At 41.2% G+C, this 16,384-nt stretch carries 12 protein-coding genes; 1 reads left to right on the plus strand and 11 read right to left on the minus strand.

Annotated elements, in window-relative coordinates:
* Positions 1–134 precede the first annotated feature (134 nt).
* From eno to rlmD, 5 genes are all read right to left on the minus strand, one after another.
* The gene (eno, locus tag AAGD16_RS11495; protein ID WP_013465624.1) at positions 135–1,433 is read right to left on the minus strand and encodes a phosphopyruvate hydratase; all 1,299 of its coding nucleotides are present in this window, start codon (positions 1,431–1,433) and stop codon (positions 135–137) included.
* A 96-nt stretch (positions 1,434–1,529) separates the two neighbouring features.
* On the minus strand, positions 1,530–3,164 hold the full coding sequence (locus AAGD16_RS11500) for a CTP synthase (protein WP_013465625.1): 1,635 nt from the start codon (positions 3,162–3,164) through the stop codon (positions 1,530–1,532).
* Positions 3,165–3,321: 157 nt separating this feature from the next.
* Positions 3,322–4,146 carry a nucleoside triphosphate pyrophosphohydrolase gene (mazG, locus tag AAGD16_RS11505; protein ID WP_024602670.1) on the minus strand — a complete coding sequence of 275 codons (825 nt, stop codon included), beginning with the start codon at positions 4,144–4,146 and terminating at the stop codon, positions 3,322–3,324.
* Positions 4,127–6,283 (minus strand): GTP diphosphokinase, encoded by a 2,157-nt coding sequence (relA, locus tag AAGD16_RS11510; RefSeq protein ID WP_013465627.1) that lies wholly within the window; start codon positions 6,281–6,283, stop codon positions 4,127–4,129. Before relA ends, mazG begins: the two co-directional genes overlap by 20 nt.
* An 8-nt stretch (positions 6,284–6,291) precedes the next feature.
* A complete protein-coding gene (rlmD, locus tag AAGD16_RS11515; protein ID WP_377111848.1) occupies positions 6,292–7,617 on the minus strand; it encodes a 23S rRNA (uracil(1939)-C(5))-methyltransferase RlmD in 1,326 nt (441 codons plus the stop codon).
* Between the two features lie 111 nt (positions 7,618–7,728).
* Here rlmD and barA point away from each other — a divergent pair, with 111 nt between their 5' ends.
* Positions 7,729–10,503, plus strand: coding sequence for a two-component sensor histidine kinase BarA (barA, locus tag AAGD16_RS11520; RefSeq protein ID WP_377114817.1), 2,775 nt, complete (start codon positions 7,729–7,731; stop codon positions 10,501–10,503).
* Between the two features lie 29 nt (positions 10,504–10,532).
* Here barA and pdxJ read toward each other — a convergent pair whose 3' ends face one another.
* Genes pdxJ through lepA form a run of 6 tightly spaced genes read right to left on the minus strand, consistent with a single transcriptional unit; the run spans position 10,533 to position 16,342 of the window.
* Positions 10,533–11,264 carry a pyridoxine 5'-phosphate synthase gene (gene pdxJ, locus AAGD16_RS11525; RefSeq protein ID WP_013465630.1) on the minus strand — a complete coding sequence of 244 codons (732 nt, stop codon included), beginning with the start codon at positions 11,262–11,264 and terminating at the stop codon, positions 10,533–10,535.
* A gap of 21 nt (positions 11,265–11,285) precedes the next feature.
* Positions 11,286–11,978, minus strand: coding sequence for a DNA repair protein RecO (gene recO / locus AAGD16_RS11530; protein ID WP_013465631.1), 693 nt, complete (start codon positions 11,976–11,978; stop codon positions 11,286–11,288).
* Between the two features lie 22 nt (positions 11,979–12,000).
* Positions 12,001–12,933 carry a GTPase Era gene (era, locus tag AAGD16_RS11535; protein WP_013465632.1) on the minus strand — a complete coding sequence of 311 codons (933 nt, stop codon included), beginning with the start codon at positions 12,931–12,933 and terminating at the stop codon, positions 12,001–12,003.
* Positions 12,923–13,600 carry a ribonuclease III gene (rnc, locus tag AAGD16_RS11540; RefSeq protein WP_008466504.1) on the minus strand — a complete coding sequence of 226 codons (678 nt, stop codon included), beginning with the start codon at positions 13,598–13,600 and terminating at the stop codon, positions 12,923–12,925. The genes era and rnc overlap by 11 nt, the downstream gene beginning before the upstream one ends.
* 2 nt (positions 13,601–13,602) lie before the next feature.
* Positions 13,603–14,538, minus strand: a complete 936-nt coding sequence (gene lepB / locus AAGD16_RS11545; protein ID WP_013465633.1) for a signal peptidase I — start codon at positions 14,536–14,538, stop codon at positions 13,603–13,605.
* Between the two features lie 16 nt (positions 14,539–14,554).
* On the minus strand, positions 14,555–16,342 hold the full coding sequence (gene lepA, locus AAGD16_RS11550; RefSeq protein ID WP_013465634.1) for a translation elongation factor 4: 1,788 nt from the start codon (positions 16,340–16,342) through the stop codon (positions 14,555–14,557).
* Between the last annotated feature and the right edge of the window lie 42 nt (positions 16,343–16,384).

Raw genomic sequence — 16,384 nt, forward strand, 5'->3', positions numbered from 1 at the left:
TTGTTATTTTTTAATACGCTCCTAAAGTAACAATAAATTTACAAACAATAAACCACCCACCTGTTATATTTGCATTTATGATTAAAAATCCCCGCATAAGCGAGGATTTTTATAATTTTAAACAAATTAAAGAATTACTGGCCTTTAACTTCTTTTAAACCATTGTACGGTGCTTTAGCGCCTAATTGCTCTTCAATACGAAGCAATTGGTTGTACTTAGCAACACGGTCTGAACGGCTTAATGAACCTGTTTTGATCTGGCCTGCAGCAGTACCTACCGCTAAATCAGCAATGGTTGCATCTTCAGTTTCACCAGAGCGATGAGAAATAACCACTGTAAAACCAGCATCTTTCGCCATTTTGATTGCCGCTAACGTTTCTGTTAGTGAACCAATTTGGTTAAATTTAATTAAGATTGAGTTAGCAATACCATTGTCGATACCACGTTTTAAAATCTTAGTATTGGTTACGAATAAGTCATCACCCACTAATTGAACTTTATCGCCCATTAGTTTAGTTTGATGAGCAAAGCCATCCCAATCAGACTCATCTAAGCCATCTTCAATTGATACAATTGGGTATTGCTCAGTTAAGTCTTTTAAGAAGTAGTTAAACTCTTCAGAGGTAAACTTTTTACCTTCACCTTTAAGGTCGTAGATATTTGCTTCTTTGTCATAAAACTCAGAGGCAGCACAATCAAGTGCAAGGGTAATATCTTTACCAAGCTCATAACCGGCATTTGCAACAGCCACTTTAATTGCTGCAAGTGCTGCTTCGTTTGATGCAAGGTTTGGTGCAAAACCGCCTTCGTCACCAACAGCTGTTGAATGACCATCTGCTTTAAGCACTTTTGCAAGGCTGTGAAATACTTCAGCACCCATACGCAATGCTTCACGGAAATTAGCAGCACCAACTGGCTGAACCATAAATTCTTGAATATCTACTGAGTTATCAGCGTGCTCACCGCCGTTGATGATGTTCATCATTGGTAGTGGCATAGAGTAAACACCTGGCGTGCCATTTAAGTCAGCAATGTGCTCGTATAGCTCTACTTTTTTAGATTGTGCAGCCGCTTTTGCGTTAGCAAGTGAAACCGCTAAAATAGCATTAGCACCTAGTTTTTCTTTATTTTCAGTACCATCTAAATCAAGCATTACTTGGTCTACATCACTTTGAGCAAGTGCATTTTGACCTTTTAAAGCCGCTGCAATTTCATTATTAATGAAACCTACCGCTTTTAATACGCCTTTACCTAAATAACGAGTTTTATCACCATCACGTAATTCTAATGCTTCGCGAGTTCCTGTAGATGCACCTGATGGTGCAGCAGCACGGCCCCATGAACCATCAGCTAAATATACCTCAGCTTCTACAGTTGGGTTACCACGCGAGTCCATAATTTCACGACCGATTACTTTTACGATTTCTGACATCTTGATTCCTCTATATTCCCAAAATGGTGAGTACGGCTAACCTAGGCCAGCCTTAGAAACAAAAAAGGCCGCGCAATATGCACAGCCTTTTTTAAATTACGAAGACGCTTTTTGGTAGGTATGAGCCGCAGCTACAAACCCTTCAAATAGCGGATGACCATCGCGTGGCGTTGAAGTGAATTCCGGGTGGAATTGCGCTGCAATAAACCAAGGGTGATCTTTATTTTCAATAATCTCTACTAGCTTTTTATCTTCAGATAAACCAGTAAAGCTTAAACCTGCTTGTTCAAGCTGTGCAACGAAGTTGTTATTAACTTCGTAACGGTGACGGTGACGTTCAACAATTTCGTCGCTGCCATACACTTCGTGTACTTTAGAGCCAGGCGTTAAATGGCATTTTTGTGCGCCTAAACGCATTGTGCCACCTAAATCAGACTTTTCATCACGTACTTCTACGTTACCCTCAGCGTCTAGCCACTCAGTGATTAAACCAACCACTGGAGCCTCTGAGTTTGCATTAAATTCCGTTGAGTTTGCATCAACTAAACCGGCAACATTTCGTGCGTATTCAATTAGCGCAACCTGCATACCTAAACAAATACCTAAGTAAGGCACTTTGTTTTCACGAGCATATTTAGCCGCTAGAATCTTACCTTCAACACCACGACCACCAAAACCACCTGGCACTAAAATAGCATCTAAGCGAGAAAGAATATCCGTTCCTTTAGTTTCTAAGTCTTGTGAATCAACGTATTGAATATTGATAGTTAAACGATTTTTTAGTCCCGCATGTTTTAATGCTTCGTTTACTGATTTGTATGCATCCGGTAATTCAATGTATTTACCAACCATACCAATTGTCACTTCACCCGTTGGGTTAGACTCTTGATACAATACTTGTTCCCACTCAGCTAAATCAGCCTCAGGCGCGTCTAAATGGAAACGACGACATACAAAGTTGTCTAACTCTTGCGACTTTAATAACGCAGGGATTTTATAAATACTGTCTACATCAGGCAGTGAAATAACGGCTTTTTCTTCAACGTTTGTGAACAATGCAATTTTTGCACGCTCGTTATTTGGCAGCTTACGGTCTGAGCGACAAATAAGAATATCTGGTTGAATACCGACTGAGCGTAACTCTTTAACTGAGTGCTGAGTTGGTTTTGTTTTCACTTCACCGGCAGGGCCTAAGAATGGCACTAGCGTTAAGTGAATAAATAGCGCACGTTCACGACCAATCTCTGTGCCCATTTGACGAATAGCTTCGATAAATGGTTGTGACTCAATATCGCCTACCGTACCACCAATTTCAACGATTGCTATATCATGGCCTTCTGCGCCATCATAAACACGTTGCTTAATATCATTAGTGATATGAGGAATAACTTGAATTGTTGCGCCAAGATATTCGCCACGTCTTTCACGACGTAGTACATCTTCATATACGCGCCCTTGCGTAAAGTTATTACGGCTGGTCATTTTGGTGCGAATAAAACGTTCGTAGTGACCTAAATCAAGGTCCGTTTCTGCGCCGTCTTCGGTAACGTATACTTCACCGTGTTGAATTGGGCTCATTGTGCCTGGGTCAACGTTGATGTAAGGATCCAGCTTTAAAATGGTAACATCTAAGCCACGGGCCTCTAAAATAGCGGCCAACGATGCTGCTGCAATACCTTTACCCAACGAAGAAACAACTCCGCCAGTAACGAAGATAAATTTTGTACTCATGCGAACCCTAGAATATCAGGAATTAAAAGGAATATAATACCCAAACAAGTGATTTTGGAATATAAACAAGACGGGGCGAAATTGTACCAAAACATAGCTAAGCAATCCAGCTAAAATTGGTAAATCTGTGCACAAAAAACAAACATTTTTTATGTCCCTATTTATTTAGTTTTTTTATCGCATCCCATGCTGCATCCATTTCCTCTAAAGACGCAGAATCAATACATTTACCCTGTGCAATTAAGTAGTTTTGTACCTTTTCAAACCGTGCAGAAAACTTATCGTTGGCACTGCGAAGCAGTTGTTCGGGGTCGCGTTTAACATGGCGCGCTACATTAACAGTAGCAAACAGCAAATCACCTAGCTCTTCTGCTGTATGATCTGAGTATGGGTCATGAGCTAAGGCTTCTTTCACTTCTTCAACCTCTTCACTCACTTTATCAATAGCACCGTGATAAGTCGGCCAATCAAACCCTAACGCAGCGACCCGTTGCTGAATTTTTTTAGCTTTTGTTAAGCTAGGTAAACTGTTTGGTATATCTTGCCAAAGTACTGAGCTTTGGCCTTGGGGTTTAGCCGCACGCTCTTGTGCTTTTATTGCTTGCCACTGCGCAGCTAATTCGGCATCGGTTTTAGGTGTGTCTTGCGCTGAAAATACATGCGGATGACGACGCACCAACTTTTCATTTAACTGTGCCACTACATCGTTAAAATTAAATAATTGCTGCTCTTGTGCTAGTTGCGCATAAAACACGATTTGAAAAAGTAAGTCGCCTAACTCATTTTTTAAATCGCTTAAATTATTCGTTTCAATACAATCAGCCACTTCATAGGCTTCTTCAAGAGTATGCGGCACGATTGACGCAAACGTTTGCTTGAGATCCCAAGGGCATCCGCCCTCAGGGTTTCTCAGTGTTTGCATTATTTCCAGCAGTTGGCTTATAGCCTCATTATTAGCCTGATTACTGCCCTCGTTTTGCACTGTGCACCCCTTCTATCTGGTGTAACTTAGAAAGCACTTTATTTGTGCCTTGTAAGTCATGCACTTCTATTTGCATCACAAAAATAGCCGTTTGAGTGCTATCAACCGTGTTGACATTCATATTGAGCACATTGACTTTTTCATTCGCCAAAGCAGAACTAATATCACGAATTAAACCAGACCGATCGCTGGCTTCAATACGAATAGTTAACGCGTAGGAGCTGCTAATATCATCTGACCAACTTACTGAAATAACGCGCTCTGGGTGCTTGTTTTTTAAATTACTAAACGAGTCACAATCCTCACGATGCACGGCAATGCCACGGCCTTGGGTAATATACCCAATAATTTCATCCCCAGGTACAGGGCGGCAACAGCGAGCAACATGGCTCATTAAACTGCCTACTCCATCAACCACAATACCGTTTTTATCGCCAGTCACTTTACTGGGCGATTTAAAGCGAATAACCGGCTCGTGCTCCGTTCTATCGGTAATAAAGTTGAGCATTTGGTTAAGGCGAATATCGCCTGCACCAATGGCGACCATTAAGTCATCAAGCTCTCTAAAGTTAAAGCGCTTTATCGCTGGGTCTAAATCTTTGTAAGTTAACTCTAACTTTTGTAATTCGTTATCAAGGATTTCTTTACCCGCGCTTAAATTTTTATCGCGGTCGAGCTGTTTAAACCAATGGTGGATTTTGGCTCTAGCGCGAGAAGACTTAATGTAACCTAACGACGGATTTAGCCAATCACGACTTGGATTTGGCTGCTTTTGGGTCAGTATTTCAACCTGATCGCCGGTACTTAATTGATGAGTAAACGGCACTATTTTGCCAAATATTTTTGCACCAATACACCGATGCCCTACATTGGAGTGAATGTAGTAAGCAAAATCAAGAGGCGTTGCCCCTAGCGGTAAGTCAAAAATATCTCCACGTGGAGTAAACACATAGACGCGGTCTTCAACCACTTGGTTTTTAAGCTCTTGCGCTAAATCGCTGCCATCAACCACTTCTTCTTGCCATTGCAGTAACTTACGCAACCAGCTAATTTTTTGCTCATAGCCTGAACCACGCCCTGGTAACGCACCTTCTTTGTACATCCAATGTGCGGCAACGCCCAGCTCTGCATCTTGATGCATGTCGTGCGTTCGGATCTGAATCTCAACAGTTTTACCTTCGGGGCCAAATACTACGGTATGAATAGATTGATAGCCATTTTGTTTTGGGGTCGCAACGTAATCGTCAAATTCTTTATTTAAATGGCGCCAATTAGTGTGCACTATGCCTAGGGCACCGTAGCAATCTTGCAGGCGCTCAACCACAATTCGCATCGCGCGTATGTCAAACAGCTGATCAAACTCGTAGTTCTTTTTCGCCATTTTTTTATAAATGCTGTAGATATGTTTTGGCCTGCCGTATACCTCGGCTTTAATACCCGCTTCATGTAGGCGCTGTTTTACTTGCTCAACCATATCAGCCATATACGCTTCACGGGCAAGGCGCTTATCATCAAGTTGTTTAGCTATATTTTTATAAATATCTGGGTGTAAATAGCGAAAAGCTAAATCCTCTAGCTCCCACTTTAATTGGCCAATACCAAGGCGATTAGCAAGCGGTGCAAATATATCCGCAGTCTCTTTGGCTGCAATCACTCGTTCTTCTTCAGCGGCGTCTTTTACGTTGCGTAAATGGCACACCTGTTCGGCTAATTTAATCACCACGGCACGCACATCTTCCACCATAGCAAGCAACATACGGCGAATATTATCGACCTGCACGGTACCATTGCCTTGATGAGCTAACGTACTTATGGTGGCCATTTGCGACACACCCGTTAATAACACCGCAACATGATTTCCTAAATGCTCTTCGACAGCGTCAATGCTCACTACATCATTTAAATAATAAGGGGTTAAATAGGCGGTGGCTAACGAGTCAGCATCTAAATTTAGCTCAACCAAAATCTCCACCATCTCTATGGCGGTATTTTGGCGTTCGCTGTTATCACAAGTTTGGCAAAGTTGCTGCGCTTTATTGAGTAAGCTAATTTTTTCCTGAGACAAATCAAGAGATTCTACGCGTGAAAAAAAATCACCCGCTTTGTCATGTTGATGAGATTGACGTGTCGCTACCATAATGCGCTTTACCTCCGTTGAAATAACGCCATAGTTTCGATATGCCCCGTATGAGGGAACATATTCATTAGCCCTATTTTATTAAGTTCAAAGCCGGCTTGCGAAATAATAGCGCTGTCACGGGCTAAAGTAACAGGGTCGCAAGAGACATATAAAATCGCTTTAAACTGCGTTAATGGAAGCTGCTCTAAAACTGCCATAGCACCAGTGCGAGAGGGGTCGAGTACTAAAATATCTAACTCTTTATTAAACCACGGCGCTTTTTTAATACTCGTGGTTAAATCAAAACAATGAAATTGAGTATTTGTAATAGAGTTAGTGTGCGCATTTTGCGTCGCTAATGCAACCGCCGAAGTAACGCCTTCAATTCCTGTTACTGTTTTAGCCTGCTTTGCTAACACTAAAGAGAAGTTACCAATACCACAAAATAAATCCAGTACATTTTCATCACCTTGTAATGCTAACCAGCTCACCGCTTGAATTAACATTGCCTGATTTACACTCGCATTGACCTGAATAAAGTTATTTAGTCCAAATTCAAATTTTATATCTAACTGATCAAGCTTATAAAATGGCATCGCTAAATGGGCATGATCAATGGTATCGCTATCACTTTGCCACACTAATTGCCAATGATATGCCGAGACACTTTGCTCAACAAACGCTTTATCTGTGGGCGAAATGGCTTTTGTATGACGAATAACAATAAAGTGTTGCTCATCTGCAGCGCATAACTGCAAATGACTTATACTGTGCAGCGCCTTATTATGATTAATTATGTTATCAAATACGTTAAATACCTCTGCAAATACGTCACTTAATACTGGGCAATGATTAATGCTAACAATACTTTTAGAGCCACGTGCTCTATAGCCTACCCGCATTTTTTTTGCTGCTTTGTCGAACATTACGGCAATGCGGGCACTACGTCGGTAATGCGTTGCTTGGCTTAGCAGCGGAGCTTGCCAGTTTAAATCGGTTAATTTTGCAAATTTGGCAAATAATTGATTTACTGCTGCTTGCTTTTCAACGACTTGTTGTGTGGCATCTAAATGCTGTAACTGACAACCACCGCATTGGCTGTAGTGTTCACAAATGGGTGTAGTGCGATATTCACTGGCTTTGAGTATTTTAAGCGTGTCAGCTTGGCTGTAACGTGCTTTATCATCAACTAACTTGGCTTTTACTCGCTCACCAGGTAATGCCCCACTGACAAAACACACTTTATTATTATGCTTAGCAATACCACGTCCGTGGTGATCCATTGCCGTTATATCAAGTTCAAGTGATTGCTGTTGAAGTGGTTTTTTATTTGCTTTAAATATTTGTGCCATTAGGCATTACCTTAAAAGGTTGATGAATCACGTCTCTACCTAGATACTTTGAGAATAACTATGAGTATGTATATACTCACATTCAATAAAAATGATAATAATGCTCAGATTATGACCAAACTAGGCTTGCGCGATTCTGTTTTAACACTCACCCTGATCCCCACAGTGATCATCGGGCTATTACTAGGTGGTTATTTTACAATAAATCGTTACATTGAGCTTGATGAAATTTTATATCAACAAGGCACAACGATTGCTGAACCTCTGGCTATTGCACTTGAACAACCTTTACTGGAAAAAAATAAAAAACTGCTTAATCGCATCATTCGCTATACACACAACAAACACTCCCCTTCGATTAAATCGATTGCCATCTTTAATGATAACAACCAACTTATTATAACCAGTAATTATCATCGCTCATTCGACACTTTAATTGAGCAAACGCAATTAAATGGCTTTAAAGCCACCTATGTTCAGCAAAGTGAAGACTTAGTAACCTTTTTCACCCCTATCATTAACCATACAACCCCCAATAGCGACTGGAATACTTCTGAGTTCCAAACCTCGTTGGGCACCGTTGTGATTCAGCTTAACCGCGATAAAGCTGTTATTGGCCAACAACGTGCATTATTGGTCAGCGGTATTATTATTATTCTCGCCTTAGTATTAGCCGCTATTTTAGCGCTAAGACTTAGTCGGATATTTATGACCCCGCTTAATAAGTTAGTACTTGCTACCGACAGGTTGATTGAAGGTAAAAGACAAACCGGATTAACTGAACCCATGAATGGCGAGTTTGAGTTATTACGTGAGGGGCTCAATACCATCTCGCATTCTATGGTGATGCAAAAAGATGAAATGCAAAAAAATATTGATCAGGCAACCAGCGATTACCGCGAAACGCTTGAACAATACGAAACACAAAATATCCAGCTCACCATGGCTAAAAAAGAAGCGCAGGATGCTAACCGTGTTAAATCTGACTTTTTAGCTAAAATGAGTCATGAGTTACGCACCCCACTTAACGGGGTTATTGGATTTACCCGCCAGCTTTATAAAACGCCTCTGAATAAAAACCAAAAAGATTACCTTGATACCATAGAGCTTTCGGCTAACAGCTTAATGACTATTATTAGCGACATATTAGATTTCTCCAAGTTAGAAGCCGGAGCCATGGAGCTTGAGTCTATTCAGTTTCAACTGCGCGATAGCGTAAACGAAGTTATGACATTACTAGCACCTAGCGCACACGACAAACAACTTGAGCTTTCTATTTATATTAATCCTCAGGTGCCCGACCACTTAACCGGCGACCCCACACGGTTTAAACAAGTGCTGATTAACTTGTTAAGTAACGCGATTAAATTTACTGAAAAAGGCGCGATAAAAGTTGATATTAGCCATCGTTTGCTTGATGAAGAGCGCACCTCTGTCTTGGTGTCAGTCGCAGATACTGGGGTAGGTATTCCAGCAGATAAACAAGACGCGCTATTCACCGCCTTTGGTCAAGCCGACTCCAGTATTACCCGCAAATTTGGCGGTACCGGCTTAGGGCTTATTATTACTAAACATATCGTTGAAGCAATGAGCGGCCGTATTACCTTAAATTCAGCCCCTGGTAGCGGAACTTGTTTTACCTTTAATGGTGTATTTAGATTACCAAATCATGTATTTATCAACGATTTGCCTACCCAGTCATTAATTGGTAAACGTGTTCTTTATTTAGAGCCGCATAAGCATACCCATCATGCTGTTGCCTCATTATTACAAGAGTGGAAAGTCAGTGTCACTCCTTGCTATAACGAAACCGAATTTTTAGAGTGCATAAAAAATTCAGAGATCAATTTTGATATTTGTCTTATTGGTCACATGGCATCAGTTGACGATATGCAGCGTTTAAAAAGCTATGTAAAAGCGGTTAGAGAATCAACCGATTATTTATATTTAATGCTTAATACCGTATCGCACAACATGCGCGAAGCCTTCATCGGCAGCGGCGCTGACGCCTGTTTGAGTAAACCTCTTAATCACCGAAAGCTATGTGAGCTATTAGCTGCGCCTTATCGACTCGACCACCCGGCACATAATATAGAACAGCATGAACAAACCCTGCTGCCACTAAAAGTGTTAGTGGTGGATGATAATGACGCTAATTTAAAATTAATTTACACCCTACTCAACGAGCAAGTTGAATTAATTGATACCGCACATAATGGGTCACAAGCGTATAGTTTAAGCAAAAGCCATAAATATGATGTGATTTTTATGGATATTCAAATGCCTATAATGGATGGTATTACAGCCTGTAAACTCATTAAAGAGTCATCTTTGAATGAAGATACGCCTATTATTGCCGTGACGGCGCATGCACTTAATAGTGAAAAAGAACAGTTATTAAAAGATGGTTTTGAAGGTTATTTAACTAAGCCTATCGATGAAGATATGCTAAACCAAATTATTTGCGATCATAGCCCGCAATTACCAGTGAGTCGTGATAAGTCAAAAAGCACATTTGAACATAGCCCTGCTCCTTTTGATAGCACTCGCCTTGACTGGACGCTGGCATTGCAACGTGCAGGCGGTAAAGCAGAATTAGCCAATGAAATGCTTAATATGTTACTGCTAAGCGTGCCCGAAACCCTGAACTTACTAAATCAAGCAATAACCAGCGAAGATTGCCCTCAAGTACTTAGCGTTATCCATAAATTTCATGGCGCATGCTGCTATACAGGTGTACCAAAATTAAAAACATTGGCTGAAACGATCGAAACATCACTTAAAAATGAATGTACGCTTGAGAATATTGAGCCCGAGTTATTTGAGTTGCAAGACGAGCTTGAAAACTTACTTGTTGATGCCAACATTGATATCACTAATAAATAAGCTCGTCTTTAATATCGTTAATTATAACTCTACGCGCGAGCTTCAAGCATTAAGCGTTTCATATCACGAACCGCTTTATCTAAACCGTCAATGGCTGCGCGGGCAATAATAGCGTGGCCAATGTTTAGCTCATAAATCTCTGGCATCGCTGCAATTGGTTTTACATTGTGATAATGCAGACCATGGCCAGCATTAACAATTAAACCAATACTGGCTGCATATTTCACGCCTTGGCGAATGTGCTCGAGCTCTTTGGCGGTGTCTTCATCGTTGGTGGCATCTGCGTAAGCCCCAGTGTGAATTTCAACATAAGGTGCACCACACGCTTTTGCTGCATCTAACTGCGCTTTATCAGCATCAATAAACAGTGATACTTTAATTCCAGCTTGTGTTAATGTTTTAGTCGCAGCGGCTATTTTATCGATATTGCCTGCCACATCTAAGCCCCCTTCGGTAGTAAGCTCTTCACGTTTTTCAGGCACTAAGCATACATATTCAGGCTTAACCTCAAGTGCAATAGCAATCATTTCATCGGTTACTGCGGTTTCAAGGTTCATACGTGTTTGAATGGTTTTAGCCATTACATACACATCGCGGTCTTGAATGTGTCTGCGGTCTTCGCGTAAATGAATAGTAATGCCATCAGCACCGGCATGCTCTGCAACACTGGCTGCATGGACAGGATCAGGGTAAGAAGTACCTCGTGCTTGGCGAAGCGTTGCAATATGATCTACGTTCACGCCTAGAAGAATATCTTTCATTTTTGTACCTGTGAAATTTGTTTATTGAGAGGCCGTAAATAATTCACGACTTTTTAATGGCTTGTTGCCCAACAATGGTTTTAATAAATAACGACTTAATTGCTTTGCCATATATAACACATCCGCTTGGCTAAAGTCATGATTTGCTATGGCATTGAGTTGTGAACCAGTAAACCCAGAACGCGAGTCGTGTTGCACAGCAAAGCCCACTTCTGCAAAGTAGCTATACGTTTGCGTGTCATCAATTGGCTCACCATCCGCATCAAAACTAAAATCAACCCCATAGCCTAGTAGCTCTAGCAATTGAAACTCATAAGAGCGAAGCACTGCTTGCATGTCAGTCCCGCTATTAAGGTTTTCTAGGTGAGTTTTATAAAGTTGAAAAACCTGATCAATGGGTTCATTAATCGGCACAATTCGGTTGGTTAATTCATTTAAATAAAAGCCACAGTAAAGCTTATCACCGGTTAAAAATAACGGATTACCATGAAGCTCAAATTTATTGATGTACTTTAAATCGTATTTGCCATTGTAATGGACGAGTAAGGCTTGAAATGGTTGGAGTTGGGCTTTGTATTTAGTGGCCTGGCGACCACTAACTCGTGCGAGCATTCTAAGCTGGCCAACACCTTCTACTAGCATATCGAGCATTACTTGCGAGTCGCTATATGGACGCCGATGTAACAAATAAGCTTTATAGAAGTCGCTGTCCATAAATTATGCTGCGTATAAAATGTTAATCTTCACCGTAACCTAAGCTTCTTAAGGCACGCTCATCGTCAGCCCAGCCCGATTTAACTTTAACCCACAGCTCTAAAAACACTTTATTTTCAAGCATTTCCTCTAAGTCTTTACGCGCTTCACGGCCGATTACTTTTAGCTTTTCGCCTTTGTTACCAATTACCATGCGCTTTTGCGTTTCACGCTCAACTAGTATCAGGCCATTAATATGCCAAATACCGTTTTCTTGCCATTTAAACTGCTCTATTTCCACAGTCACTGAATACGGTAACTCTTCACCCATAAAGCGCATTAGCTTTTCACGGATAACTTCAGCCGCCATAAAGCGCATTGAGCGGTCAGTTACGTAGTCATCAGGAAAGTAAAATTCGCACGGTGGTAAGCGCTTAGTCACTTCTTCTTTGATCAGGTTAATGTTTTTACCCTGAGTCGCAGATACGGGCATAATACCGACAAAATCAAACTTATCGCCTAAAAACTTCATATGTGGAAGTACAAGGTCGCGATCTTTCACTTGGTCAATTTTGTTAATAACTAACAATACCGGCTTGCCACTTTGGCTTACTTTGTTAAGTACCATGTCGTCATCGGCATTCCAATGAGTGCCTTCAACCACAAAAATGATCAGCTCAACATCACCAATTGAGCTAGACGCTGCACGGTTCATTAAACGGTTAATAGCACGCTTTTCTTCAACGTGCAGGCCTGGGGTATCGACGTACACCGCTTGGTGCTTACCCTCAGTATGAATACCCATAATACGGTGGCGCGTGGTTTGTGGCTTACGTGAGGTAATACTGACTTTTTGCTCAATAATTTCATTAAGCAGTGTTGATTTACCCACATTAGGACGGCCAACAATCGCAACCATGCCACAAAATGTGTCTATTTCGCCTTCATGAGGCTGTATTAAGGTATCAAGATTCATTTTTAAGTATCTTCAATGCTTTTTCGGCCGCTTTTTGTTCGGCTTTACGCCGTGAGCTGCCAACAGAAATAATGCTATCCATTCCATCAACGATACATTCAACCGTGAATGTTTGATTGTGTGCCTGACCTTTAGTATCAACTACGGTGTAGCCTGGTAATGATAGCTTACGAGCTTGCAAATACTCTTGCAGCAGGGTCTTAGGATCTTTTTGGTTAAGCCCTGGTGAAATAGCATCTAAACGTGATTCATACCACGCTAAAATAAGCTCGCCGCAGCGATCTATGTCTGAATCTAAAAATACAGCGCCAATAATAGCTTCAACTGCATCCGCTAGGGTTGACTCGCGTCTAAAACCACCACTTTTTAGCTCGCCAGGACCTAAGCGTAGGTAATCACCTAGCTCAAATTCAAGGCCAAATTCAGCTAACGTCTGACCGCGAACTAAAGTCGAACGCATGCGGCTTAAATCGCCTTCGCGTGCTTTAGGAAATTTAGCGTACAGCGCATTGGCAATGACAAAGCTCAAAATTGAGTCGCCCAAAAATTCGAGTCGCTCGTTATGTTGACCTTTGTGGCTGCGATGCGTCATTGCTTGCTCAAGTAACCCTTGATCAGCAAATGTGTAGCCAATTCTTTTGTATAACTCTGTTACATTTTTTTTCATTGTTACTGAATATTACCTAGGCGTTCAAAACGAACACCAGTTGGAACCCATCCTGGTAAAATGTCATCTGGGCCATTATCAAATTCAAAACTCATCCATATAAAGACAGCTTTACCCACCAAGTTTTCTTTTGGTACAAAGCCCCAAAAGCGACTATCTTGGCTGTTATCGCGATTATCACCCATCATAAAGTAATGATCAGCTGGAACCACCCATTCATCCGCAGGTGTGCCCAATTGCTGGTAGTAACGCCCCTTACGTTCAGGCGATTTTGGGTTGATTAAAATGTCATGGTTAGTCGTGGTTAAATCTTCATTTAAACGCGCTAAATCCATTGGGCCTTGCTTAAATTCATTATCATTAATTAATTTAAAATCAATTTTATTGAATTCATTACAAAGAAGTGCGCCCTTTTGAACTTCACCTTCTTCGCATTTTGGTTGAATATATAAACGCTTATCACGATAAACAATTTTATCGCCAGGTAAACCTATAGCACGTTTAATATAGTCCACTCTCTCATCTAACGGGTATTTAAAAACAACAATATCGCCACGCTCTGGTTCGCTTACATCCACTAATTGGCTGCGCCATACTGGGTCTTTAATCCCATAAGAATACTTTTGCACTAAAATAAAATCACCCACTAATAAGGTGGGCATCATTGAACCCGATGGGATCTGAAACGGCTCAAAAATAAATGATCTAAAAATAGTGATAGCAGCAATCATCGGAAAAATCGACTTTGCTGTTTCAGTAATCATTGGCTCAGGCGCAATCAATGCTGCGGTTTCTTCATCAAGTTGACCACCGGCAGAAGTTTGAGCAATTGCTAAACGTTCCTGCCTTTTAGGGGCAAACATTAAGTGATCTATTAACCATATTAGACCTGAGCCCAAAGTTAACAACACCAATAAAACTGAAAAGTAGCCAGCCATTTATTATCCTTTATTTTTATTTACCAACTTTCAAAATGGCTAAGAACGCTTCTTGAGGCACTTCAACGTTACCAAGTTGCTTCATTCGCTTCTTACCATCTTTTTGTTTTTGAAGTAATTTCTTCTTACGGCTCACGTCACCACCGTAACATTTAGCGATTACGTTTTTACGTAGTTGCTTAACAGTTGTTCGGGCGATTACATGTTGACCAATTGCTGCCTGAATCGCAATATCAAACATTTGACGTGGTATAAGTTCTTTTAACGCATCAGCAAGCTGTCGACCACGTGATTGTGCGCTGTCGCGGTGAACAATGATAGCCAATGCATCCACACGCTCGCCATTGATAAGTATATCTACACGTACCATGTCTGAAGTTTGGAAATGCTTAAAGTTATAATCAAGCGAGGCAAAACCACGGCTTGTTGATTTTAGCTTATCAAAGAAGTCCATTACCACTTCAGCCATTGGCAGTTCATACGTTACTGCAACTTGCTTACCGTGATAACTCATTTTAGTTTGCATACCGCGCTTATCAACACATAAGGTGATTACGCTGCCTAAGTACTCTTGTGGAACTAAAATATTAGCTTCTACAACCGGCTCACGTATCTCTAAAATATCGTTAACTGGCGGAAGATCAGACGGGTTATCAATTTGCGTCGTGCCCTCTTTAGTTACGACCTCGTAAATAACCGTTGGTGCTGTGGTGATTAAATCAATGTCGTATTCACGCTCTAAACGCTCTTGGATAATTTCCATGTGTAACATGCCCAAGAATCCACAACGGAAACCAAACCCTAACGCAGTTGAATTTTCTGGTTCAAAGAATAACGAGGCATCGTTTAAGCTAAGTTTGTTAAGGGCATCGCGGAATGACTCGTAATCATCAGAGGCTATTGGGAACATACCCGCATAAACTTGCGGCTTAATTTTTTGAAAACCAGGTAAGCGCAGTGGTGCCGCATTTTTTTGATGAGTAATGGTATCACCCACCGGTGCACCATGTATTTCTTTGATACCAGCAATAACAAAGCCTACTTCACCAGTGCGTAAAACACCGGTGTTAGTTTGTTTAGGCGTAAAAATCCCCACATGATCTGCGGTATGTACGTTTTCGTTTGACATGATTTTAATTTTGTCGCCCGCGCGAAGTTCGCCATGTTTGATACGCACTAGCGATACAACGCCTTGGTACGGGTCAAACCAAGAATCGATAATTAGCGCTTGTAATGGCGCGTCTTTATCACCAACTGGTGGCGGTACATCTTTAACGATCATTTCAAGTACTTCAGCAATACCTACACCTGTTTTGGCGCTACATTGCACCGCATCAAGGGCATCAATACCAATAATGTCTTCAATTTCTTCGGCTACACGTAATGGATCAGCTTGCGGTAAATCAATTTTATTAAGTACCGGTATAACTTCTAAGTCCATTTCAATGGCGGTGTAACAGTTTGCTAATGTTTGCGCTTCTACGCCTTGACCAGCATCAACAACGAGCAGTGCCCCTTCACAAGCCGCTAACGAACGCGATACTTCATAGGTAAAGTCAACGTGCCCAGGGGTGTCGATAAAGTTAAGTTGGTAAGTTTCACCATCATTCGCTTTATAATTTAAGGTTACACTTTGTGCCTTGATGGTAATGCCACGTTCACGTTCAATATCCATTGAATCCAGAACTTGCTTCTGCATTTCACGGTCGGTTAAACCACCACAAACTTGGATCAAACGGTCAGAAAGGGTCGATTTACCATGGTCAATGTGGGCGATGATCGAAAAATTACGGATATGCTTCATAAACTGGATTCTAAACTTCTATTTTAAAGGACTAAGGTCATA

It is taken from the genome of Pseudoalteromonas sp. M58 (assembly GCF_042604605.1).
In the GTDB taxonomy this organism is placed as follows: domain Bacteria; phylum Pseudomonadota; class Gammaproteobacteria; order Enterobacterales; family Alteromonadaceae; genus Pseudoalteromonas; species Pseudoalteromonas tetraodonis.

Bases quoted from the DNA above. Each gene is read 5' to 3' on its own strand.
- eno (WP_013465624.1), bottom strand. From the start codon at position 1,433: ATGTCAGAAATCGTAAAAGTAATCGGTCGTGAAATTATGGACTCGCGT.
- AAGD16_RS11500 (WP_013465625.1), bottom strand. From the start codon at position 3,164: ATGAGTACAAAATTTATCTTCGTTACTGGCGGAGTTGTTTCTTCGTTG.
- relA (WP_013465627.1), bottom strand. From the start codon at position 6,283: ATGGTAGCGACACGTCAATCTCATCAACATGACAAAGCGGGTGATTTT.
- rlmD (WP_377111848.1), bottom strand. From the start codon at position 7,617: ATGGCACAAATATTTAAAGCAAATAAAAAACCACTTCAACAGCAATCA.
- barA (WP_377114817.1), top strand. From the start codon at position 7,729: ATGACCAAACTAGGCTTGCGCGATTCTGTTTTAACACTCACCCTGATC.
- pdxJ (WP_013465630.1), bottom strand. From the start codon at position 11,264: ATGAAAGATATTCTTCTAGGCGTGAACGTAGATCATATTGCAACGCTT.
- recO (WP_013465631.1), bottom strand. From the start codon at position 11,978: ATGGACAGCGACTTCTATAAAGCTTATTTGTTACATCGGCGTCCATAT.
- era (WP_013465632.1), bottom strand. From the start codon at position 12,933: ATGAATCTTGATACCTTAATACAGCCTCATGAAGGCGAAATAGACACA.
- rnc (WP_008466504.1), bottom strand. From the start codon at position 13,600: ATGAAAAAAAATGTAACAGAGTTATACAAAAGAATTGGCTACACATTT.
- lepB (WP_013465633.1), bottom strand. From the start codon at position 14,538: ATGGCTGGCTACTTTTCAGTTTTATTGGTGTTGTTAACTTTGGGCTCA.
- lepA (WP_013465634.1), bottom strand. From the start codon at position 16,342: ATGAAGCATATCCGTAATTTTTCGATCATCGCCCACATTGACCATGGT.